The sequence below is a fragment of the Methylobacterium sp. C33D genome, assembly GCF_053345825.1.
The window spans coordinates 1-22,741 of sequence record NZ_JBKFAV010000061.1 but is presented as its reverse complement, the minus strand read 5'-3'; the positions used below and the strand labels follow the sequence as shown (position 1 = coordinate 22,741).

The 22,741-nt window shown below is 69.9% G+C and carries 22 protein-coding genes; 14 read left to right on the top strand and 8 right to left on the bottom strand.

Annotation, left to right across the window (positions count from 1 at the left end; all coding sequences use genetic code 11):
* The 3 genes from ACLBXO_RS29805 to ACLBXO_RS29795 all read left to right on the top strand — a co-directional run.
* The coding region (locus ACLBXO_RS29805; protein WP_447687661.1) for a flagellin at positions 1–126 on the top strand (126 nt) is incomplete at its 5' end.
* 303 nt (positions 127–429) lie between these two features.
* Positions 430–675, top strand: coding sequence for a hypothetical protein (locus tag ACLBXO_RS29800; RefSeq protein WP_447687660.1), 246 nt, complete (start codon positions 430–432; stop codon positions 673–675).
* Positions 675–815 (top strand): hypothetical protein, encoded by a 141-nt coding sequence (locus ACLBXO_RS29795; protein WP_012319948.1) that lies wholly within the window; start codon positions 675–677, stop codon positions 813–815. The genes ACLBXO_RS29800 and ACLBXO_RS29795 overlap by 1 nt, the downstream gene beginning before the upstream one ends.
* Before the next feature lie 59 nt (positions 816–874).
* Here the strand turns inward: ACLBXO_RS29795 and ACLBXO_RS29790 are convergent, their stop codons facing one another.
* Positions 875–1,105, bottom strand: a complete 231-nt coding sequence (locus ACLBXO_RS29790; RefSeq protein ID WP_331317730.1) for a hypothetical protein — start codon at positions 1,103–1,105, stop codon at positions 875–877.
* Positions 1,106–1,678: 573 nt separating this feature from the next.
* Between ACLBXO_RS29790 and ACLBXO_RS29785 the strand changes: the two genes are divergently transcribed.
* The 8 genes from ACLBXO_RS29785 to ACLBXO_RS29750 all read left to right on the top strand — a co-directional run bounded on the left by ACLBXO_RS29785 (position 1,679) and on the right by ACLBXO_RS29750 (position 9,871).
* The gene (locus ACLBXO_RS29785; RefSeq protein WP_447687659.1) at positions 1,679–1,966 is read left to right on the top strand and encodes a hypothetical protein; all 288 of its coding nucleotides are present in this window, start codon (positions 1,679–1,681) and stop codon (positions 1,964–1,966) included.
* Between the two features lie 84 nt (positions 1,967–2,050).
* Positions 2,051–2,947: a LysR substrate-binding domain-containing protein gene (locus ACLBXO_RS29780; protein WP_447687658.1), complete on the top strand. Its 897-nt coding sequence runs from the start codon at positions 2,051–2,053 to the stop codon at positions 2,945–2,947.
* Positions 2,948–3,173: 226 nt separating this feature from the next.
* Positions 3,174–3,923: an SDR family NAD(P)-dependent oxidoreductase gene (locus tag ACLBXO_RS29775; RefSeq protein WP_447687657.1), complete on the top strand. Its 750-nt coding sequence runs from the start codon at positions 3,174–3,176 to the stop codon at positions 3,921–3,923.
* A 10-nt stretch (positions 3,924–3,933) separates the two neighbouring features.
* Positions 3,934–4,797, top strand: a complete 864-nt coding sequence (locus tag ACLBXO_RS29770; protein WP_447687656.1) for a transketolase — start codon at positions 3,934–3,936, stop codon at positions 4,795–4,797.
* A complete protein-coding gene (locus ACLBXO_RS29765; RefSeq protein ID WP_447687655.1) occupies positions 4,794–5,816 on the top strand; it encodes a transketolase family protein in 1,023 nt (340 codons plus the stop codon). The genes ACLBXO_RS29770 and ACLBXO_RS29765 overlap by 4 nt, the downstream gene beginning before the upstream one ends.
* Positions 5,807–6,694: an NAD(P)-dependent oxidoreductase gene (locus tag ACLBXO_RS29760; RefSeq protein WP_447687654.1), complete on the top strand. Its 888-nt coding sequence runs from the start codon at positions 5,807–5,809 to the stop codon at positions 6,692–6,694. The genes ACLBXO_RS29765 and ACLBXO_RS29760 overlap by 10 nt, the downstream gene beginning before the upstream one ends.
* A gap of 130 nt (positions 6,695–6,824) precedes the next feature.
* Positions 6,825–7,841 (top strand): TRAP transporter substrate-binding protein, encoded by a 1,017-nt coding sequence (locus tag ACLBXO_RS29755; RefSeq protein WP_447687653.1) that lies wholly within the window; start codon positions 6,825–6,827, stop codon positions 7,839–7,841.
* 137 nt (positions 7,842–7,978) lie between these two features.
* Entirely contained in the window at positions 7,979–9,871 is a 1,893-nt protein-coding gene (locus ACLBXO_RS29750) for a TRAP transporter large permease (protein ID WP_447687652.1), read from the top strand.
* Between the two features lie 170 nt (positions 9,872–10,041).
* Here ACLBXO_RS29750 and ACLBXO_RS29745 read toward each other — a convergent pair whose 3' ends face one another.
* The 6 genes from ACLBXO_RS29745 to ACLBXO_RS29720 form a co-directional block, all read right to left on the bottom strand.
* On the bottom strand, positions 10,042–10,206 hold the full coding sequence (locus ACLBXO_RS29745) for a hypothetical protein (protein ID WP_331317718.1): 165 nt from the start codon (positions 10,204–10,206) through the stop codon (positions 10,042–10,044).
* 231 nt (positions 10,207–10,437) lie between these two features.
* Positions 10,438–12,075 (bottom strand): acyl-CoA synthetase, encoded by a 1,638-nt coding sequence (locus tag ACLBXO_RS29740; RefSeq protein WP_447687651.1) that lies wholly within the window; start codon positions 12,073–12,075, stop codon positions 10,438–10,440.
* Positions 12,075–13,109: a TRAP transporter substrate-binding protein gene (locus ACLBXO_RS29735; protein WP_331317714.1), complete on the bottom strand. Its 1,035-nt coding sequence runs from the start codon at positions 13,107–13,109 to the stop codon at positions 12,075–12,077. Before ACLBXO_RS29735 ends, ACLBXO_RS29740 begins: the two co-directional genes overlap by 1 nt.
* A 229-nt stretch (positions 13,110–13,338) precedes the next feature.
* Positions 13,339–13,851: an ureidoglycolate lyase gene (locus ACLBXO_RS29730; protein ID WP_447687650.1), complete on the bottom strand. Its 513-nt coding sequence runs from the start codon at positions 13,849–13,851 to the stop codon at positions 13,339–13,341.
* The gene (locus ACLBXO_RS29725; protein WP_447687649.1) at positions 13,848–14,687 is read right to left on the bottom strand and encodes a bifunctional allantoicase/(S)-ureidoglycine aminohydrolase; all 840 of its coding nucleotides are present in this window, start codon (positions 14,685–14,687) and stop codon (positions 13,848–13,850) included. The genes ACLBXO_RS29730 and ACLBXO_RS29725 overlap by 4 nt, the downstream gene beginning before the upstream one ends.
* Before the next feature lie 52 nt (positions 14,688–14,739).
* Positions 14,740–16,050, bottom strand: a complete 1,311-nt coding sequence (locus ACLBXO_RS29720) for a dicarboxylate/amino acid:cation symporter (protein ID WP_447687648.1) — start codon at positions 16,048–16,050, stop codon at positions 14,740–14,742.
* 207 nt (positions 16,051–16,257) lie between these two features.
* Between ACLBXO_RS29720 and ACLBXO_RS29715 the strand changes: the two genes are divergently transcribed.
* On the top strand, positions 16,258–17,139 hold the full coding sequence (locus ACLBXO_RS29715; RefSeq protein WP_447687647.1) for a LysR family transcriptional regulator: 882 nt from the start codon (positions 16,258–16,260) through the stop codon (positions 17,137–17,139).
* Positions 17,140–17,336: 197 nt separating this feature from the next.
* Complete coding sequence (locus tag ACLBXO_RS29710) at positions 17,337–19,157, top strand: acyl-CoA thioesterase (RefSeq protein ID WP_447687646.1); 1,821 nt, start codon at positions 17,337–17,339, stop codon at positions 19,155–19,157.
* Between the two features lie 7 nt (positions 19,158–19,164).
* Here ACLBXO_RS29710 and ACLBXO_RS29705 read toward each other — a convergent pair whose 3' ends face one another.
* The gene (locus tag ACLBXO_RS29705; RefSeq protein WP_447687645.1) at positions 19,165–21,498 is read right to left on the bottom strand and encodes a putative bifunctional diguanylate cyclase/phosphodiesterase; all 2,334 of its coding nucleotides are present in this window, start codon (positions 21,496–21,498) and stop codon (positions 19,165–19,167) included.
* Between the two features lie 336 nt (positions 21,499–21,834).
* On the opposite strand from ACLBXO_RS29705, the gene ACLBXO_RS29700 reads away from it, so the two are divergent.
* On the top strand, positions 21,835–22,741 hold a 907-nt coding region (locus tag ACLBXO_RS29700), incomplete at its 3' end, for a CHASE3 domain-containing protein (RefSeq protein ID WP_447687644.1).

Below are 22,741 nucleotides of genomic sequence, written 5' to 3'. Positions count from 1 at the left end.
ACGAATGCCGACCTGAACCAGGAGGCGGCGAACTCGCAGGCGCTGTCGACCCGCCAGTCGATGGGCATCTCGGCCCTGTCGCTGGCCAACTCCGCCCAGCAGGGCGTCCTCCAGCTCCTGCGCTGAGCCACGCCCACGCGGAAACGAAGGGCCGGCCGGGGAAACCCGGCCGGCCTTTCTCTTTGGGCGCGACCGGCTCGGCCGGCGCCCGGGGCCAAGGTCGCGCGGACAATCGCGGAGCTTCGGCGTAGCGCCGCGCAGGATCGACGCGGCAAACCGGTTTTGACCCTCAACGCCGGCTAGCTCGCCGCCGTGAAGCCGGTCGCGGCTATCCAGAGCCGGTGGCGGCCGCGGGGTTGCCAAGCTTAACCATATCGGCCAGCCTGTCGGTAGTTACTGCGTACCGACCCGAGCTGAGCCGGAGTGCCGATGCGAGTGAACCACGAGCGCCGTCTTCTCAACAAGGCAGCAGAGGCACGCGATTACCAGATCTCGATCCGCCAGAAGGCGGACGCCTCCTGGCCAGGCGACCACAGCCGGCTGACAGCGCTCGAGAGCATCGGTCGTCTCCAGCGGATCGAGCCGCACGATGGTCCGGACGGGCCGGTTGCGGTCTGGCAGATCACCGCGGCGGGCCTGTCCCAGCTTCAGGCTCTCACGTCGGGAGTCGAGTGATGGCGTCCGTCAAGATCCGCGCGACCGACGACGGGACCTTCGTGGTCTACCGCAACGGCGCCGCCGTCGCCTCGGGATTGACCCGCGAGCAGGCGGAGCGCTGCGCGACAGTCCTGGGTTGGATCGCACAGGGGCGATGACGGCATCGGGAGCGGCTCGGCTCCCGGAGCAGCCGCGCCGAGAAGCGACGGTGCGAACCCTACTCGGCGGCCTTCGCGTGAACCACCTCGCCGCGGGCCTCGCGCCGCGCGCTGTCCAAGACGCGCTCACGGGCCTGCGGCTCCCGGATCGCGTGCCAGAGACGGAACAGTTCGCGCGTCATGCCCGCATCGGACGTGTCGCCGTCCAGGCCATAGAAGGCCTCGACCGGACAGCCAACGACAGCCGCGATCTCGCGCAGGCGCGCGCCAACTCCAACATCGATGGCCATCGGAGACAGAATTCCCACACGCCACTCGCGAAAGGGCTATCATCGCCCAACCGTGAGCAGCAAGGGATCGTCGTATACTAGACCCGATCGGAACGTATCAGTACGGGCCGTTCGCGGCACATGGCCGGCAGAGCGAACGGCTACCCTCCGTGGGCCGAAGATCACGAAGGCGCGATCAGTGTTCGCATCGTCTCCCGTGACCGGCATGACCGCAGACTTGGCCTTTCGGACCCACGGTGCGCCGAGCCGGAGCGGATTGCCGGTCGCGACAGCCCGGCGCTGCCGGACCGTCAATCGCGACGCGATCGCGTTGGCGCCCGCGGCATCGATCGGGATCCGGCCCGGCGCGCCCCACCGGTCGGCACGACCCGATAGGCCGCCGGCGGGGCGGCAGATCAGCGTCCGAGCTTCTCTCGGTGGCGCGGAACCGCTGAGCGTGAAGCAATCCCGTGGAGGGCGATCGAAGCACTATCGAATCAAAGCTTGCTGTTAACGAAACGTAAACCTTTGTGACGCGATCCTCGGACGGTGGATGGGTACAGGGCCCGGCCACGCAGATCGGGCGGGGCTCCGATGATCGTCTTGATAGCCGCAGCCATCGTCAGCGGCCTCGCGACAGCCGCGATCCTGGCGCCGGTGAGCGCCCTCGCGGCGCTGATCATCGCTCCCCTGGCGGCCAGCGCGTCGGCCATCCTGGCCTGCATCTTCATCGCTTGGCGCAACACCCGCGACGATGTCGGGCCGCCCGACCTCGACGCGCAGGCCGACGCGATGGTGGCCGTCCTGTGCGAAGTCGCCCAGCAGGGCAAGATCGTCCCGATCGCCGCCCCGGTCCGGGTCCGCGGTCACCGGTCGGCCTGATCCCGGTGCGCCGGGGCCGCCGGGGGCGACGCGCCGGCGCGGCCCCGTTGCCAGCGGCGCCGGTCGCGGCCCATTCTGACCGGGATGAGGCCGCCCGTTCCCCTCTCCGCCATCCGGATCTTCGAGGCTGCCGCGCGGCGGCGCTCGTTCAAGGCCGCTGCGGGTGAACTCAATCTCTCCCCGAGCGCGGTCAGCCACGCCCTGCGCAAGATGGAAGAGACGCTGGGCGTCGTGCTGTTCGAGCGCGCGGGCCAGGGCATCGCGCCGACCCCCGCCGGAGAGGCGCTCTGCGACCATGTCGGGCGCGCCTTCGCGGAGTTGAACCGCGGCTTCGATCTCGTGGCGAATCGCGGGCCGCAGTTGCTCAGGCTGCACTGCGCGCCGAGCTTCGCCGCGCAGTGGCTCGCGCCGCGCCTGGCCAAATTCCTGAACGCCCATCCGGGTTTCGAGGTGCGCCTCGCCGCCGGCATGGACTACGCGCGGTTCATCACCGACGAGTTCGACGCCGACATCGTCTACGGACCGCCCCGCGGCGAAGGCCTGGTGCGGATGCCGCTGGGTCCGGAGACGGTCACGCCGCTCTGCGATCCCGCGCGGGCCGCCCGGATCCGCGAGCCCTCCGACCTGCTGGCCCAGACCCTGATCCAGAGCGACAACAAGCAGGTGCGCTGGACGCACTGGTTCGAGCGGAATCAGATCGCCGCTCAGCCGAGCGCGGGCATCCGCTTCGACCGGAGCTTCCTGGCCCTGGCGGCCGCCGCGGACGGACTCGGCGTCGCCCTGGAATCGACCCGCCTCGCCGAGCGCGAGGTGGCGGCCGGGCGCCTCGTCGCGCCGCTGGCGGGGCGCTCGCAGGACATCAGCTACGTCGGCCACCACTTCGTCTGCCCGGCCGACGCGCGCCGGCGCGCACCGCTGCGGGTCTTCGCGCGGTGGCTGGCCGAGGAACTCGGGATCGCGCTGAGCCCCGACCTCGCCTGATACGCTCAAGAGGTGACCGGAATTCACCTGCGGGTGCAAATTCCGCGTTTGTCGCGGGCGCGTCGCGCCGGCACTCTCCCCGCAACAACACAGGCGGGAGAGCAGGACGCCGCCAGTCGCCCGATCCGTGGGCCCGGTTCCCGGACGCGCGGCTGAAGGCCCGGCCCCTCCCGTCGCGCCGACAGGTCCGATCCCGCAATGTCGCGGGTCGCCGGGAGGATACTCCATGCTGTTGAACGACCGGGTGTGCGTGATCACCGGGGCGGCCTCCGCCCGCGGCATCGGCAAGGCCACCGCGCGCCTCTTCGCGGCCCACGGCGCCCGCGTCGCCGTCCTCGACCTCGACGCCGGCCAGGCCGAGGCCGCCGCCCGCGACATCGGGCCGGGCCATCTCGGCCTCGCCTGCGACGTCACCGACCGGGCGGCCTGCTCGGCGGCGGCGGCGGAGGTCGTCGACCGCTTCGGGCGCATCGACGTGCTGGTCAACAATGCCGGCATCTCCCAGCCCCTCAAGATCATGGAGATCGGGCCGGAGAACTACGACGCGGTGACCGACGTGAACCTGCGCGGCACCCTGTACATGAGCCAGGCGGTGATCCCGACGATGCGCGGCCGGGGCACCGGCGCGATCGTGTGCATGTCGTCGGTCTCGGCCCAGCGCGGCGGCGGCATCTTCGGCGGACCGCATTACAGCGCCGCCAAGGGCGGCGTCCTCGGCCTCGCCAAGGCCATGGCCCGCGAGCTCGGCCCGGACGGCGTCCGGGTGAATTCCGTGACCCCCGGGCTGATCCAGACCGACATCACCGGCGGCAAGCTCACGCCCGAGCTGAAGGTCGAGATCGCCAGGGGCATCCCGCTCGGTCGCCTCGGCGTCGCGGACGACGTCGCCAACGCCTGCCTGTTCCTCGCCTCCGACCTGTCCACGTACATCACCGGCGCGGTGATCGACGTGAACGGCGGCATGCTGATCCACTGAGGAGACCGCCGTGGCGATCGATGTCCCGACAGAGCGACCGCGCGCCGGCTCCAACGTGCCGCTCGGCGAGCGCGCCTACCGCATCCGCCGCCACGCCCTCCGCATGGGCGAGGTCCAGGGCCAGGGCTACATCGCCCAGGCGCTCGGCATCGCGGACGTGCTGGCGGTGAGCTACTTTCATGCTCTCACCTACCGGCCTGAGGATCCGGAATGGGAGGGCCGCGACCGGTTCCTCCTGTCGATCGGCCACTACGCCATCGCCCTCTACGCCGCCCTGATCGAGGCGGAGATCCTTCCCGAGGACGAGTTGGCGAGCTACGGCGGCGACGACAGCCGCCTGCCGATGTCCGGCATGGCGGCCTACACGCCCGGGATGGAGATTACGGGCGGCTCGCTGGGCCACGGCCTCGGGATCGCGGTCGGCATGGCGCTGGGGCTGAAGCGGAAGGGCTCCCGGAGCTTCGTCTACAACCTGTTCTCCGACGGCGAGCTGGACGAGGGCTCGACCTGGGAGGCCGCCATGTCGGCCGGGTCGTTCAAGCTCGACAACCTGATCGGCCTCGTCGACGTCAACGGCATGCAGGCGGACGGCGCCTCGCACGGGGTGCTCAACTTCGAGCCGCTGGCACCGAAATTCGAGGCCTTCAACTGGTTCGTGCAGCGCGTCGACGGCAACGACATCGACGCGCTGGTCCGGGCCTTCGACGCCGCGCGCGCCCATCCCGGCCCGCAGCCCCGAATCATCATCTGCGACACCCGCATGGCGAAGGGCGTGCCGTTCCTGGAGGAGCGCGAGCGCAACCACTTCCTGCGGGTCGAGCCGGACGAGTGGCAGCGGGCCCTGGCGATCCTGGACGAGGGGAGAGTGCGGTGAGACGCTCCAAGTACGAGAAGCCCGCCCCCCGCACCGGCGGCGGCGCCAAGACCTCGGCGATGATCGCCTCGCTCGCCGCCCCCGGGCAGCGCACCAGGGCCGCGCCCTTCGGCCACGCCCTGGTCGCGCTCGCCGAGGCCCGGCCCGACATCGTCGGCCTCTCGGCGGACCTGTCGAAGTACACGGACCTCCACATCTTCGCGCAGGCCCATCCCGAGCGCTTCTACCAGATGGGGATGGCCGAGCAGCTGCTGATGAGCGCCGCCGCGGGCCTGGCTCGTGAGGGGTTCACGCCCTTCGCGACCACCTACGCGGTCTTCGCGGCGCGGCGCGCCTACGACTTCATCTGCCTCGCGATCGCGGAGGAGAATCTCGACGTCAAGATCGCCTGCGCACTACCCGGCCTGACCACCGGCTACGGCCCGAGCCACCAGGCGACGGAGGATCTCGCGATTTTCCGCGGGATGCCGAACCTCACGATCATCGACCCCTGCGACGCCCACGAGACCGAGCAGGTCGTCCCCGCGATGGCGGCCCACAAGGGCCCGGTCTACCTGCGACTCCTGCGCGGGAACGTGCCGCTTGTGCTCGACGAGTACGGATACAGGTTCGAGCTCGGCAGAGCCAAAGCGATCCGCGACGGCCGCGACGTCCTGGTGATCTCCTCGGGCCTGATGACGATGCGGGCCCTGGAGGTCGCCGACACCCTGCGCGACGACCGGGTCGACGTCGCGGTGCTGCACGTGCCGACGATCAAGCCCCTCGACGCGGCGACGATCCTGCACGAGGCCGGGCGCGGCGGGCGGCTCGTGGTCGTGGCCGAGAACCACAGCGTGATCGGCGGGCTCGGCGAGGCGGTGGCCGGGCTGCTGATGCGCAACGGGGTGATGCCCGGACGCGGCTTCCGCCAGATCGGCCTGCCGGACGAGTTCCTCGACGCCGGCGCTCTGCCGACCCTCCACGACCGGTACGGCATCTCAACCGCCGCGATGGCGCGGAGCATCCGATCATGGCTGTGAGCCGCGTTGCCCTCGTCGGCCTCGGCGCCATGGGCCTGCCGATGGCGACCAATCTGATCGCGGCGGGCTTGATGGTCCGCGGCTACGACCTGCGGCCCGAGAGCTGGGCCGCCTTCGCGGCGGCCGGCGGGGCCCCGGCCGACACGCCGGCCGCCGCCGCCGCGGGCGCCGACGCGCTCCTCCTCATGGTGGTGAACGCCGCGCAGGCCGAGGACGTGCTGTTCGCCCAGGGCGCCCTCGACGCCCTCGCGCCGGACGGCATCGTGGTCCTGATGGCGACCTGCCCGCCGCAGGCCGTGGAGCGGCTGGCCGAACGCATTGCCGCCGCCGGCCGGCGCTTCGCGGACGCGCCGGTTTCTGGCGGTGTCGTCGGCGCGCAGGCCGGCTCGCTCACGATCATGGCGGCGGCGCCCGCTGAGACGCTCGCCGCGCTGCGTCCGATCCTGGATGCCCTGGGCGACCGGATCTTCCACGTCGGCGAGCGGCCCGGACAGGGCGCCACCGTGAAGGCCGTCAACCAGCTCCTGTGCGGCGTGCATATCGCGGCCGCCGCCGAGGCGCTGGCGCTCGCCGGGCGGGTCGGCGTCGACCTCGACGTGGTCCTGGAGATCCTCTCGGGTTCCTCGGCCGCCAGCTGGATGCTGCGCGACCGTGGCCCGCGGATGCTGGAGGACGCGCCGCGGGTCACGAGCGCCGTCGACATCTTCGTCAAGGATCTCGGCATCGTGCTGGAGGCCGGCCGCGGCGCCGGGGCGGCGCTGCCGCTCGCCGCCCTCGCCCACCAGCTCTTCGTCTCGACCTCCGGCCGCGGCGACGGCACCGCCGACGACAGCCAGGTCATCCGCGCCTACCGCCTGCTCAACGGCGAGAGCGCCTGACGCGCCGCGCGGCGCGCGCGACGACGGCGCCGGGTCCGTACCCGCCGCCCCGGACAGCCATGCGGGTCGCGGATCCACCGCCGGTCAACGGCGGGGATCGCTCGGCCTGAACCATCCAGGGAGAGGAACCATGCGCGACACGCGTCTCAGCCGCCGCAGCCTGCTCGTGGGCGCGGCCGCCCTGCCGACCTTCGGTATCCTCACCCGACGCGGGCAGGCCGCCGAGTTCACCTACAAGCTCGCCACCGGCCAGGACCCGAGCCACCCGGTCAACGTCCGGGCGCAGGAGGCACTCGATCGGATCCGGGAGGCCACGAGCGGCCGCCTGGAGATCAAGCTGTTTCCCGCCAACCAGCTCGGCTCCGACACCGACCTGCTCGCCCAGGTCCGGAACGGCAGCGTCGAGTTCTTCAACCTCGCGACCTCGATCCTCGCCACCTTCGTGCCGGCCGCCAGCCTGCCGAACACCGGCTTCGCCTTCCAGGATTACGACGCGGTCTGGTCGGCCATGGACGGCGGCCTGGGCAGCTACGTCCGGTCGGAGATCGCCAGGACGCCGATCCTGACGGTCTCGAAGGTCTGGGACAACGGCTTCCGGCAGATCACCTCGTCGACCCGCGAGATCCGGACGCCGGAGGACCTGAAAGGCTTCAAGATCCGCGTCCCGCCCGCGCCGATGCTCACCTCCCTGTTCAAGGCGTTCGATGCCGGCGCGGCGCCGATCAACTTCAACGAGCTCTACTCCTCGCTCCAGACCAGGGTGGTCGAAGGCCAGGAGAACCCGCTCGCGATCACGGCCACGACACGGCTCTACGAGGTGCAGAAGTCCTGCAGCATGACCGGCCATGTCTGGGACGGCTACTGGATCCTCGGCAACAAGCGGGCCTGGCAGCGGCTGCCCGAGGATCTGCGCGCGGTGGTCTCGCGGGAACTCGACCGCTCGGCCGACGCCCAGCGGGCCGACGTCGCCAAGCTCAGCGTGTCGCTCCGGGAGAGCCTGACCGCGAAGGGCATCGCCTTCGTCGAGGTCGACCGTGCGCAGTTCCGCGCGGCGCTGGGACGGACGAGCTTCTACAAGGACTGGAAAACCAAGTACGGCGACGTGGCGTGGTCGCATCTTGAGGACGTGTCGGGCAAACTGACCTGAAGCGCTTTCAGCCGGATCGGGTAACGGTATCGGAGAACGAGGGCGCCCCGGGACGCATCACAAGAAACACGCGAAGACGCACGTGGAGCCTTTCCCGTCGCCAGCGGCATCGGGACAGGCTCCGTCGGGAGGGCGCCATGCAGGTTGATATAGCGGCCGTCGAGACGACGGCGGGGATCGAGTTGGCGGGGCCGCCGCTGCGCGCCCGGAACTGGCTGCGCCGGCTGGATATCGGGCTCGGCTACCTCGTGGAGATCCCCGCGGCCCTGCTCGTCCTGGCCGAGATCGCCGTGCTGCTCGGCGGGGTCGTCAGCCGCTACGTGTTCCGCGAACCCCTCGTCTGGTCGGACGAGCTCGCCTCGATCCTGTTCCTGTGGCTCGCCATGCTGGGCGCCGTGGTCGCCTTCCGGCGCGCCGAGCATATGCGCATGACCGCGTTCGTGGCCATGAGCGGCCCGCGCCTGCGCGCCTTCCTGGAGACGGTCGCCCTGGTGGCCGGCCTGATCTTCGTGGCCCTCCTGCTGGAGCCGGCCTTCGAGTTCGCCAGCGAGGAGACCTTCGTGCAGACTCCGGCGCTGGAGCTGAACAACGCGTGGCGCGCCGCCGCCCTGCCGATCGGCCTCGGCCTCATGCTGATCGTGGCCCTGATCCGCCTCCTGGAAACGGCCGACTGGAAGCTGACCGTGGGCGCGCTGGTCCTGGGCGGCGGCGTCGCCGCCGCGCTCCTGGTGCTCCAGCCGTGGCTCGCCAACCTCGGCAATCTCAACCTGCTGCTGTTCTTCGTCGTCGGCGTCGGCGCGCTGGTCTTCTCCGGGGTGCCGATCGCCTTCGCGTTCGGCCTGTCGACCTTCGCCTACATCACGCTGACAACCGACGCGCCCTCCATGGTCGTGGTCGGTCGCATGGACGAAGGGATGAGCCACCTCATCCTGCTCGCCGTACCGCTCTTCGTGTTCCTCGGTCTCCTGATCGAGATGACCGGCATGGCCCGCGCCATGGTGGGCTTCCTGGCCTCGCTGCTGGGCCACGTCCGCGGCGGCCTGCACTACGTGCTGGTCGGGGCGATGTACCTCGTCTCGGGCATCTCGGGGTCGAAGGCGGCCGACATGGCCGCCGTCGCGCCCGTGCTGTTTCCCGAGATGAAGGCCCGGGGCGCCAAGGAGGGCGATCTCGTGGCCCTGCTCGCCACGACGGGCGCGCAGACCGAGACCATCCCGCCCTCGATCGTGCTGATCACCATCGGCTCGGTCACCGGCGTGTCGATCACCGCCCTGTTCACCGGCGGCCTACTGCCGGGCGTCGTCCTCGCCGCGACGCTGTGCGGGCTGGTCTGGTGGCGCTACCGCCGCGAAGACCTGAGCCACGTCGCCCGCCCGTCCGGCCGCGTCATCGGCCGCGCCTTCCTGGTGGCGATCCCGGCGCTCGCCCTCCCCTTCGTGATCCGCTTCGCGGTGGTCGAAGGCATCGCCACCGCCACCGAGGTCTCGACCATCGGCATCGTCTACGCGGCGCTGGCGGGGCTGCTCATCTACCGCCAGTTCGACTGGCGGCGGCTCTACCCGATGCTGGTGACAACCGCGACCCTGTCCGGCGCGATCCTGCTCATCATCGGCGCGGCGACCGGAATGGCCTGGGCGCTGACGCAGTCGGGCTTCTCGCAGACGCTCGCCGAGGTGATGAAGAGCCTCCCGGGCGGCGCGCTCGGCTTCCTGTTCGTCTCGGCCGTCGCCTTCATCATCCTGGGTTCGGTGCTGGAGGGTATCCCGGCGATCGTGCTGTTCGGGCCGCTCCTGTTCCCGATCGCTCGGGCAGTGGGCGTCCACGAGGTCCACTACGCCATGGTGGTGATCCTCGCGATGGGCATCGGCCTGTTCGCCCCGCCCTTCGGCGTCGGCTACTACGCGGCCTGCGCGATCAGCCGGATCCATCCCGATGCCGGGATGCGCCCGATCGTCGGATACATCGTGGCCCTGCTGATCGGCCTCCTCGCCATCATCCTCGTCCCCTGGTTCTCGATCGGCTTCCTCTGACGGCACCCGCTCGGAGCTGGGACCGCTGGATCGGCGAGGATGGCGGATTCGTGGGGATGACCGGCTTACCCGAGTCTGACACGCCGGAGGGCCTGTTCCGCCACTGCAGCATCACCGCCACGGCGGTGGGCAGGCCGTGTGCGCGCCTGCGCCGAGGCGTGCCGGGTGCCTCAGATCATGCCGGCGCCGCCAGTCCGGACGATCCGGTCACGCTGCTCGGCGTAGCGTCCGGCCGCGGCGCGGCGCATCGCGGTGCCGAAGCGCCCAGCGATCTGTGCGAGGAGCGGCGCGCCGTTCTCAGTGCGGAGCCCGACGAGGTTCGCGAGGGTTGTCATCGTGCCCGATCCCGGTCCGACTCGGGCGGAACGCCCGACGTGTTGCGCCGCAATATGGAGCGGTCCCCGGGAGTCCGTCAGGGGCTCCGCGCATGGGCTGTCATGCACCGAAAACATGCTGCCGGCTGGGGACGTTAACGACCAGCGGTCGCGAGGTCTCGACGTCCCACGACGAACGGGTGCGATGCGGTCGTCGCGGGACAGACGGCCCCGAGCGGAGCCAGACCGGGCTTACGAGTTCTTCGGCCGTGCCGAAGCGTCGAGCGGCAGATCGCCGCGCGCCTCAAGACCCTCGCGGATCGCGCGCTTCGTCACCTTCCCGTAGCCGGATTTCGGCAGCGCTTCCCAGAAGAACACGCGCCGGGGCAGCTTGTAGCGGGCGACGTCGGCCGACAGCCACGCGATCAGCGCCCCCTCCTCCACCGCCATCCCGGGACGCGCGACGCAGACCGCGACACCGACCTCGCCCCAGGCGGGATCCGGCACGCCGAGGATCGCGGCCTCGGTGATCGCCGGATGGGTCAGGAGCTTCTCCTCGATCTCGCGCGGGTACACGTTCGAACCGCCGGAGATGTACATGTCCGAGGCGCGGCCGGTGATGAACAGGAAGCCTTCGGCGTCGAGATGGCCGAGATCGCCGGTCCGGAACCAGCCGTCGCGGAAGGCCGACGCGTTGGCCTCCGGGTTGTCGTAGTAGCCCGCGAAGACGGCTGGGCCGCAGACGCAGATCTCGCCCGTAGCACCGGGCGGGCACGCGCGGCCCTCCGGGTCCTGGATCTGGACCTGCATGCCGGTGCGCTCGAATCCGCAGGTGCCGACCTTGACGTCCGGCCCGTCCTCGGCCGCGTGCAGGCGGGGCGGCAGCACCGTGATGTTGCCGGTCACCTCGCCGAGACCGAAATACTGCACCAGCACCGGGCCCAGCACCCGCAGCGCGTGCTGCTGGTCGGCCCTATACATCGGCGCGCCCGCGTAGATGACGTGACGCAGGCTGGAATGATCGTGCGTCGCGACGGCGGGATGCTCGGTCAGCAGCTTCACGATCGTCGGAACGGTGAAGAGGTTCGTGACGCGCCACGCCTCGACGAGGGCCCAGACCTCCGCGGGATCCAGCCGCTCGCCGGCGGTCAGCACCGTCTTGGTGCAGGCCGCGACCTGCGCGAGCTGGTGAATACCGGCCCCGTGCGAGAGCGGCGCCACGACCAGGGACGCGTCGGCCTCCGTCGTGCCCGGCATCAGGTCGCAGAGATGGTTGGTGATGACGAAGGCCATCTGGCCGTGAGTCAGGACCGCCGCCTTCGGTCGGCCCGTCGTCCCCGAGGTGAAGAAGAACCAGCACGGATCATCGTGCTCGACATCCGCCGCGGCCGCGGCCGCGCCCCGATGCTCGGCGACGAGCGCGTCGTAATCGGCGCCGAAATCCGCGCCGCCGATCGCGACGATGCGGTCCAGCTCGGGACAGGCGTCGCGCACGGCGGCGGCGTGGTCCGGAAATCCCGCACCGCAGATCAGCGTGGAGGTGCCGCTGGCGCGCGCGAGATAGGCGATCTCCGCGGGCGTCTGCCGGAAATTGGCCGGCACCCAGACGGCCCCGAGGCGGAAGCAGACGAACATCGACTCGAACAGCTGATTGCTGTTGCGTGCCTGGATCAGCACGCGGTCGCCCTTGGCCACGCCGCGGGCCTTGAGCGCCGCCGCCATGGCGTCGACCCGGGCGTCGAGCTCGGCCCAGGTCCAGCGTCGGTCACCCCAGGCGAGCGCGACCGCGTCGGGGTACCGCCGCGCGGCCCGGTGCAGGAAGTGGGCGAGATTCATCACCCGCCGGGAGCACGGCGCGACCCCGCCGCGCGGCGCCCCCGCGGCGCTCATCAGGTGAGCTTCCCGCAGGCCTTCTCGAGCAGCGACCAGCCCTCGTCGCCGTACCGGCCCTTCCACTCGGCGTAGAAACCGGCTTTGCGCAGCTTGTCGCGGAAGGGCTCCGGGTCGGGCTTGTTGAACACCATGCCGTTCTTCGACAGGTCCGCCTGCAGGTTGGCGTTGAGCTGGGCGACGTCGGCCCGCTCCTTCATCCCGGCGGCGTTGATGTGGCGCGCCACCGTCTCGCGCAGGTCCGCCGGCAGGCGCTCCCAGGCGCGGCGGTTCGCCAGGAACCAGTAGCCGTCCCACATGTGGTTGGTGAGCGAGCAGTACTTCTGCACCTCGTAGAACTTCGTCGTGGAGATCACCGCCAGCGGATTCTCCTGGCCCTCGACGATCTTGGTCTGCAGGGCCGAGTAGGTCTCGTTCAGGTTGATCGACGCCGGGGCCGCGTCGAAGGCCTTGAACATCGAGGTCCAGAGCGGCGAGACCGGGACGCGGATCCGGAAACCCTTGAAGTCGTCGGGCGTGGCGATCGGCCGGGTCGACGAGGTGGTCTGGCGGTAGCCGTTGTCCCAGATCTTCTCCATGGCGACGAGGCCGGCCTTGGCGATCTGCTGGCGGACCCAGGCGCCGAGCTCGCCGTCCATGGCCGGCCAGACCGCGTCGTAGCTCGGGAAGGCGTAGCCGATGCCGTTGATCGACGCGTTCGGCACCAGCGTCGAGAGGATCAGCGGCGACATCGTGAAGAACTCAACGCTGCCCGAGCGCAGCTGGCTCAGCGTGTCGGTATCGGAGCCGAGTTGGCTCGTCGGGAAGATCTTGAGGTCGAACCGGCCGCCGGTCTCCGTGCGGAGCGCCTCCGCCATCTCGCGGGCGCGGATGTTCATCGGGTGCGTGTCGGGAAGGTTGTTGGCGTACTTGTAGGTGAACTCCGCCTTCTGTGCCCGCGCGACATGCGGTGCCGCCAGGGTGCCGGCGACGAGGGCCGTCGAGCCCGTCGCCAGGAAACGCCGGCGGGACAGGGGCGTGCGGTACAGGGACATGGCGGCCTTTCCGGTACGGGCGCGGGGCCCGGCGTTTCCTCGGGTCCGCGTTGGTGCGGACTCCTGATTGCGGCCTCGATAGCCGCTGACCGGTGCCAGTCAACGGGCTTTCGCGACCTCGCCCCCGGGAATGATTGCATCCGGCCGCCGCTGATACGGGGCGGCCGCGTCAGCCCCGGGCGCGCGAGACCGTGGACATGCGGCGACGGCGGGGGTGGCGCGGTCCGCGTCAGTCCCGGAGGGGCAGATGCACCGTCCAGGGCTCTGCGAAGGTGTGCTCCTCGAGGTTCACGCCGGGGCCGCCGCGATCGACCACGACGAAATCCTGCGGCTGGCCGTAGGGCGTCAGCACCCCGTGCCACGTGTTGCGCGCGTAGCAGATTCCCTGTCCCGACGCCGTCACGAAGGCCTCGGGCGGGCCGGGACGGCCCTCGGCGTCCGGGCAGACCACCACCAGGAACGGCGCCGCGCTCAGCGGCAGGAACGCCTGCGCGCCCAGCGGGTGCCGCTCGACCAGGCCGAGCCGCAGCGGCATCGGGTAGGGCTGCGCCTCGACCAGCCCGATCACCACCCTAGACCCCTCGCCCACGACCTCGATCGCGGCGAGGTCGTGGAAGCGCCGCGCCATGCCGCCGTTCATCGAACGCGGCGCCACCGCGGCCGCGTCGATCACCGTGCCGAACGGCGCGAACGCCTCGGCCGTGAGCGGCCGGGCGACGATGTCGCGCACCTCGGCGCTCACCGGCCGAGCCCGCGCGGCGCCAGGGCCGGGTGGCGATTGACGTCCTTGTAGAGCAGGTATCGGAACGGGCCCGGGCCGCCCGCGTAGCAGGCCTGCGGGCAGAAGGCGCGCAGCCACATGAAATCGCCCGCCTCGACCTCGACCCAGTCGCGGTTGAGCCGGTAGACGGCCTTGCCCTCCAGCACGAACAGTCCGTGCTCCATGACGTGGGTCTCCTCGAACGGGATCGAGGCGCCCGGGCGCAGGCTGACGATGTTGACGTGCATGTCGTGGCGCAGGTCGTCGGTGGCGACGAAGCGGGTCGTCGCCCAGGCGCCGTCGGTGCCGACCATGCCGGCCGGCTCGACCGCCGATTCGTGGGTGACGAAGGACGTCGGCGCGTCCAGGCCGGCGGCGGGCTGGTAGGCCTTGCGGATCCAGTGGAAGCGCGCGGGCGCGTCGCCATCGTTGCGCAGGGCCCAGGACGCTCCGGGGGCGAGGAAGGCGTAGCTGCCCGCCCTTAGGGCGTGGCGCGCGCCCTCCAGGGTGAGGCTGGCCGCGCCGGCGACCACGAAGAGAACGCCCTGGGCCTGCGGCTCCGGCTCGGGGACTTGGCTGCCGCCGCCCGGGGCGACCTCCATGAGGTACTGAGCGAAGGTCTCGGCGAAGCCCGAGAGCGGCCGGGCCAGGATCCAGGCCTGGGTCCTGTCCCAGCCCGGCAGGAGGCTGGTGACGATGTCGCTCATCACGCCGTGGGGGATCACCGCGTAGGCCTCGGTGAACACCGCGCGGCCGGTCATCAGCCGCGTCTGGCCGGGCAGGCCGCCACAGGGTGGGTTGTAGGCTCCAGCGCTCATGGTCGGTCTCCGGAATGCGACTTCAAGCTGTAAACATCTGTCGGGGATCCCGTCACGCGGTGCGCGGCTCGGCGACGGGCGCCTCGAGGATCTCCGCCGTGTCGGTGGTGTCCTCGCCGTTCAGGACGCGGTTGGCCTGCGCCCGGTCGATGTCGCCCTCCCAGGCGGCGATGACGACGGTCGCGACGCAGTTGCCGATCAGGTTTCCGAGCGCGCGGGCGATGCCGACGAACCAGTCGACAGACAGGACGAGGACCAGCCCGATCACCGGGATCTCGGGCACTGCCGAGAGCGTCGCGGCGAGAACGACGATCGCCGAGCCGGGCACGCCGTGGGCGCCCTTGGAGGTCAGGAGCGCGATGCCGAGGATCAGCATCAGGTGGCCGAAGGACAGTTCGGTGTTGGTCGCCTGGGCGATGAACACGGTGGCGAGGGTCAGGTAGAGCGAGAAGGCGTCGAGATTGAAGGAGTAGCCGGTCGGGATCACGAGGCCGACGGTGGATTCCTTGATCCCGAGCCGCTCCATCTTGCGCATGACCTGCGGCAGGACGCAGTCCGAGGAGGCGGTGCCGGCCACGACGGTCAGTTCCTCGCGGAGATAGGCGAGCAGCTTGAAGATGCTGAAACCCGCGAGCCGCATGATCCCGCCGAGAACCACGACAACGAAGAGCGCGACGCCCGCGTAGAACAGCATCACCAGCATGCTGAGCTGCTTGAGGGATCCGACCCCGTACTTGCCCACCGTGAAGGCGACCGCACCCAGCACGCCGAGCGGCGCCAGCCGCACGATGAAGCCGATGATCCGGAACAGGACCTCGGTGATGCGCTCCAGGCTCTCGGCCAGCGGCTTGCCGCGCTCGCCGAGGAGCGAGAGCCCGGACCCGAACAGGATCGCGAGGAGCAGGACCTGAAGGATGTCGCCCTTGGCGAAGGCGTCGACGAAGGTCGTCGGCACCAGCTTCATCAGGAAGTCGACGGTGCTCGTCACCTGCCCGACACGGTCGGTGTAGCTGGAGAGCGACTTGGCATCCAGCGCCGCCAGGTCGACGTTCATGCCGTGACCGGGCGCGAAGACGTAGGCGAGGACGAGGCCCAGTGCGAGCGCGATGGTCGTCACCACCTCGAAGTAGATGAGCGATTTGAGGCCGACTCGGCCGACCTTCCGGAGATCGCCGGCGCCGACGATGCCGTGCACGACGACGCCGAAGACCAGCGGCGCGACGACCATCTTGATGAGCTTGATGAAGACGTCGCCCAGCGGTTTCAGGGTGACGGCGAGATCGGGCCAGAGCCGCCCGAGGAGGATGCCGATCACGAGGGCGGCGACAACCTGCCCGAAGAGCGACCCGAACAAGCGCTTCATCGCAACCTCCCAGGAGGGGCATGCCCGGTTCCGCCGCGAGCGGCCCGCCTCTCACGGGCGGGTCCGATCGCACCAGATCGCCGAACGCGGCGGCATCGTGCGGTGCGATGCAGGGCCGGCCTTCCGAGCGGCAAGATCGTGCCGGGCGATCTAGACGTCAAATATCTATTTCATTTAGATTGAAACGTCCGAAGTCTGAATCGCGTCATGGAACTGCGCCATCTCCGCTATTTCGTGGCCGTCGCGAAGCACCTGAGTTTCACCGCCGCCGCGGAGAGCCTCGGTGTCGCGCAGCCGCCGCTCAGCCAGCAGATCCGCGATCTGGAGGACGAGATCGGGACGGCGCTGTTCGAGCGGACGACCCGGCGCGTGGCGCTCACGCGGGCCGGCCACGACTTTCACATTCAGGCGATCACTCTCTTGGAGCGGGCCGCCGACGCCGTCGAGCGGGCGCGTGCGATCGGCGCGGGCACAGCCGGCATCATCAATGTCGGCCTGACGGGCTCGATGCTCGCCGGGCCGCTCGGTCACGCGATCCGGACTTTCGCGGAGATCCACCCGGCGGTGGATCTCCGGATCCACGAGATGTCGCCGGATCGACAGATCGCGATGCTGAAGGCAGGCGAGACCGACGTGAGTTTCCTGCGCGCCCCGCCTCAGGACGCCGCGCTCGTCCGGGTCCGCGCGTGGAGCGAGACCGTCCGGGCCGTCTTGCCGAAGGGGCACCGTCTCGCGCGCGGTCGGCTCCGGCTCGCCGATATGCGCGACGAGCGATTCGTGTTCTTGAGGATGTCCGACTCGCTGTTCGCGAAGTACCTCTGGGATTGCTGCGTCGAGGCCGGCTTCGCACCGACCATCACCCATCAAGCTGTCGAGGCGGCTTCGCTGACGAGCCTCGTCGCGTCCGGTCTGGGCATCGCCATCATCCCGGAATACGTCGCCCGGCTGGCGCACGCCGACGTAGTCTACAGACCCCTCGACGGACCCCGCATTCGCGCCGACGTCTTCGCGCTGTGGACGCCCGCGAAGGCTGCCGTGGTCGGCACCTTCGTCGATCTCGTCCGCGACAGTCAGAAAACCGCCGACTAGTTGGGCCGTGCGGGCCTGCGCATCAACACGGGTGCCGAGACGACGCGCGCGCTGCGCGGAGCGCCAGCCGCGGGCGCCCAGTCCGATGCTTTTCCGTTAATGGATATCTTATATCCGCTTTCTTTCGAACCCGCCATATTCCCGAAACGAATCTGATACGCTATTGCAGCTCTAGGTCTGGAGCGCTTGCAGCCACAATGCCTTCCCAGTTCATCCGCTCCGCGGCCTGGGCGCCCACGATTGCTTTGTCGTGGCTCTGGGGGCTCGGGTTTTTCTACGCGATCCATGTGACGCTCACCTACGGCTGGCTCGGGTTTCTTGCCTTTTCCCTGCCGAATGCCGCGGGTCTCGGCCTGTTTGGCTGGGTGCTCGGCGGGCCCCGCCGGAACCTCGACGCGATCGTGGCGGCGGTGCAGGGTCCCTACGCCCTCCTGTTCCTGGGCGCCCAGTTCTTCGCCGTCGCGATCACGGTCTTCGGCTTCGCGGCCTACGCGTGGCTCCCGCTCTTCGGCCACGCCGCCGCCGTCGGCGTGATCGCTCTGGTGCTGGTCGCCTGCTCGATCGGTCACGCGGTCCCGCTGCGCGGGATCCGGGTGATCCACGGCGGAGCGCTGGCGTTATGGCTCGCGGCGAGCGCGCTACTGCTCGGTGGCCTGTCTGTGCGGCAGGATGGCTGGGAGGTCCCGCTCCAGGCGTTCGACGAGCGCTTCTACGGCCTGGTGGTCCCCTCGCTGGTCGGCTTCCTGCTCGGTCCGTGGATGGACATCCAGCACTGGCAGCGCGCCGTCGAGATCCGGCGCACGGGCGGGTCGGTGCGCGGGGCCTACGTCACCGGCGCGCTCCTGTTCCTCGGCCTCCTGGCGATCAACGCACTGCTCGCCGCGCGGGCGGGATTCGGCGCGCCGGTCGTCTCGTCGGACGGCCTGCCGGGAGCCTACGCGGCCTTGGCGCAGGCGGTCGGTCGCGACTCTGCTCCCGGCGTCACGGCAGCCTTCGTCATCTGGACGGCGATCGCCGCGGCGACCACGATCGACAGCTTCTACAGCGCCACGCGCTGGCTCGGGACCTCGGTCACCGCGCGCAGCAACTCGCCGCTTCTCGCCTTCGTTCCGGCCGGACTGGTGGCGTCGCCGGTCTGGATTCTCGCAGCCGCGCTGGCCACCGCGGCGGCGGCGGTCTGGGCGAACCTCTCGCTCCTCTACCTGATGATGCCCTTCGCGACGCTCCTCGTCGGGGCGGCGGCCTGTCTCGTCTGCGAGACGCTCGGCGCGACGCGCCGGTACGACCCGGTCCTCACGTCCATGATCGGCGCGACGGCGTGCCTGATCTTCGTCACGGGCTGGCTGGCCCCGAGTTGGGCGCTCCTCGCGATCGCGCCGCTCATCGGCCTGATCGGTGCCCTCCCGATGATCGCGGAGATGACGGGCTGGCGCGCTCCTCCACCGGTCGCGGAGCTGATGCCGGCGGCTGAGCCCGTGCCGCGGCCGGCGCCCGTGCCGGTCCCCGTCGCGGCGGACCAGACGGACGCCGTGGCATCACACGGATTCGATGGGCACTGGTTCGTGCTGCGGCTGATCCCGACCTACGACGACACCAACTCGGTGGGAAACGTCTACTTCGCCAATTACGTCCGCTGGGTCGGCAAGGCGCGCGAGCTGTTCTTCAACATCTGCATGCCAAACTTCGACCTCAAAGCCACGGACTTCTACATCCTGACCAAATCCTTCCATCACGATTTCCGCCGGGAGGCGATGGAATTCGAGCCGGTCACCGTGCGCATCTCGATCGCGAGCCATAACCGGAAATTCGTGACCCTTGCGCACGAGATTCACAGCGAGGTCAACGGCCTGCTCGGGCGCGGGGAACAGTCGCTGATGTTCGTGGACACCGTCCACTACCGGCCCCTCGATATCCCGCGGACCATCATTGAGGGCTTCCTGCCCTACTGGCCGAAGACCTCGCCGCACGCCGTCGAGGGCGAGGCCGGCCCGACCGGGGTGGCGCCCCTCGGCGTCTGAGCGTGTCTCACGCCGCCCGGACCGCCGTCGGGAGGAGCTGGCGGCTGCGCGCGAGCGCCGCGGCCTGCTCGGCCGGAAGCGGTTTGCTGAACAGGTAGCCCTGGAACTCGTGGCAGCCCTGCTCGAGCAGGCAGGCGCGCTGCGCGTCCGTCTCGACGCCCTCCGCGGTGATTGTCATGTCGAGGCCCGTCGCCATGTCGATGATGGCGTTCACGATTGCCGCCGCGCTGCGCTCCTGCGGCAGGTCCCGGACGAAGCTCTGGTCGATCTTGATCTTGTCGAAGGCGATCCGGCGCAGGTAGCTCAAGCTCGAGTAGCCGGTTCCGAAATCGTCCAGGGACAGCCGCACGCCCATCTCGCGGAGCTTGGAGAGCGTGGCGTTGATCGCCGGCGTGGCCTCCAGGAACACCGATTCGGTCACCTCGAGTTCCAGGCGCGCGGCGGCCAGCCCGCTTGAGCGCAGGGCGGAGCGGACGAGCTGGGTCAGGTCCGAGTGCCGGAACTGCCGCGGAGACAGGTTGACGGCGATGCGAACATCCCCGGGCCAGCCGGCCGCGACCCGGCAGGCCTCGCGCAGGATCCATTCGCCCAGCGGTATGATCACCCCGGTCTCCTCGGCGAGGGGGATGAACTCGCCCGGCGAGACGAAGCCGCGCACCGGGTGCTTCCAGCGGATCAGCGCCTCGAATCCGCGCACGCGGCACTCCTTGGCCGCCACGATCGGCTGGAAGTAGAGGACGAACTCGTCCCGATCGAGCGCGCCCCGCAAGTCGGCCGTGAGGGCCCGCCGCGCCTCGATCCGCTCGTCCATCTCGGCTTCGTAGAAGCGGTAGCCGTTCCGGCCCTCGCTCTTCATGCGATAGAGCGCGAGGTCGGCCCGCCGCATGATTTCCTGGCACCCGTCCTGCGGGGCGATCGCGATCCCGATGCTGACGCTGACGGTCAGCCGGATGCCGTCGATGGTGAACGGCGACGCGAGTGCCTCGACGATGCCGTTCGCGAGGGCCTCGATCGCGTGCAGGTCCCGGGCGCTCCGGCCGGTGGCGAGGACCGCGAACTCGTCGCCCGCCAGACGGGCGAGCTGGACATCGGACGCCTCGAAGCTCCTGAGCCGCTCGGCGACCGATTTCAGGAGCCTGTCACCGGCCGCGTGGCCGAAGGTGTCGTTGACGCTCTTGAACTCGTCGAGGTCGAGGGCGAGCACGGCGAACCGGTCCCCCTGCGCGAGCCGTTCCCGCGCCGATTCCTGGAGCTGATGGAACAGGACGCGGTTGGGCAGATCGGTCAGGGAATCGTGGAGGGCGAGGTACGACAGCCGTTCCTCGGAGCGCCGCTTCTCGGTCACGTCGGAGCCGACGCCGCGATAACCCGAGAAGGTGCCGGCGCGGTTGAAGGTCGGCTTGCCGCTGAGGCACCATGTCCGCCGCTCGCCGGCGATGTCGAGTTGCAGGTGCAGGTTCCGGAAGGCGCGCCGCTCGGCGATGCAGCCCCACAGCGCGGTACTCGAGTGGCTCCTCGGCGGCGCCACCGGCGGCAGCAGCAGCCGCTCCAGCGGCAGGCCCATCAGCTGGCGCTCGGAGGAGCCGGCCACCTCGATCAGGCGCGGCGAGACGTGCTGGAGCCGCAGGTCGGCATCGGTTTCCCACAGCCAGTCGCTGGCGCTCTCCTCGAACTCGTTGAGCAGGAGGTGGGTGAATTCCTGCTGCCGTTCCAGCTCGATCTGGGCGATGACCCGCATCGTCAGGAGCCGGCTGAGATGCAGGATCGTGAAGCAGATGAAGATCGCGTAGAAGAACAGCAGGACCGCGACGTAGATGTAGAACGGCTCCCCGGTCGTCGCGAGCGCGATGAACGAGCCGAGGATGATCAGGCCGGAATACCCGATGGCGACGCGTGGCAGCACGGCCGCGCTCATGCCGGTCGCGATCAGGCCCGCGATGCTGGAGGCGATCAGCAGCCGCCCGTGCGCGTCGGCCCCGGCGAAGAGCATGACCGGAATCGAGGCCAGGAGGAATCCGTAGGCCTGCGCGGCGAGGACGACGCCCTGGACGAACGAGGACGGCACCTGGAGGGGTTTGGGTCGGGAGCGCCAGCGCCAGCACCGATGGAGGGAGACCACCGCCAGCGGCAGGACGAGCGTCTCGAGTCCGGCGAGGTAGACGCGGTTCTCCGGGTTCCAGAACAGGTAGACGATCACCTGTACGACGCTGAGGCTCACGAGGATCGTGAAGGGAACCAGGCGGAGCGCGACGTCCAATTGCTCGACCCGGGCGCGCGCCCGAAGGTTCGCGTCGAGCGGATCCGCTTTGCGATCGGTATCGATCAGGAAAGAAATCAACATCGCGCGTGACGCAAACGCCCTCTGAGAAACCTTTACGATCGGGAACTGCGGCGATCGTTATTTAGATGCATGCACGATCACGAACTTGCACAAGTACAAGTCGCTTGTCGGTTTACAATGCGTAAATATCGGACCTGGACCTGGCGTGCCGGATCGGCCGGAATGCCCCGGAAAGCGAGCCCGGTCCACAGGTAAGGGCTCCGCACCGGTCGGTGATGGCGGGAGAGGCTCGGCCCGCCGGCTCGCGTCCGTCGGGCGGCGGCGCTATGAGGCGTGCGTGCCTCGGCCGCGGCCTAACCAGGGCCGTGCGGAGGTCCGACCAGGGTGAATCAGACCATGCCCCAAACGCTGGGACTCAACCGGATCTTGGGCGGCGCGATCGGCGTCATCGCCCTGGTGTCGGTCCTGAGCAGCGGCGCGGTCCTGATCACGGCCGATCAGCTGCGAGACGCGACCGATGCGCGGAGCCGGTCCAACCAGCTGGTTCGTGCCCTCGACGGGTTCCGCGCCGCCATGCTGAATCAGGAGACCGGACTGCGCGGCTACCTGATCACCGGCCGCGACGGCAGCCTGGAGCCCTACCGAACGGGCCGTCAGGCGCTGGACGAGGCGATCGACCGGCTCAGAACTCTGATCGGCCAGGATCCCGATCGGACACGCTTGCTGACCGAGGCCGTGACCGCGGCCCGCAGCTGGCAGACCGAGGTTGGCGAGGTCGCCGTGCGGATCGCGGCCGATCCGTCGAAGCGCGACGAGGCGGTCAGCATCGAGGCGGACGGAAAGGGCAAGCGGCTGTTCGATACATTCCGCGAGAAGCTCGCGGCCATCGAGGGGCTCGAAGGCGCTGTGCGGGCCGCGCTGGCCGAGCGCGTCGCCCGGGGCGAGCGCAACGAGAGCCTCGCGCTGTGGGGCGGGACGCTGATCACGCTGCTGATCTGCCTGGGTATCGGGATCGCCATCAACCGCCTCATCGTCCGGCCACTCGTGCGGGTGATGGGCTTCGTGGGGCGGGTCGGCGAGGGTGATCTGTCCGGTCAGCTGGCGGCGGGCGGGCGCGACGAGATCGGCCGTCTGAGCACGACTTTGAACACGATGGTGGCGGGTCTTTCGGACCTGGCGCGGACGAACCGCGCGGCGACGGCGGACCTGAACGCGGCCGCGGCCGAGATCCGGGCCTCGGCGCAGGAGCAGGCCGCCTCGGTCGAGCAGCAATTCGCCGCGGTGCAGGAGACGGCCGCCACGG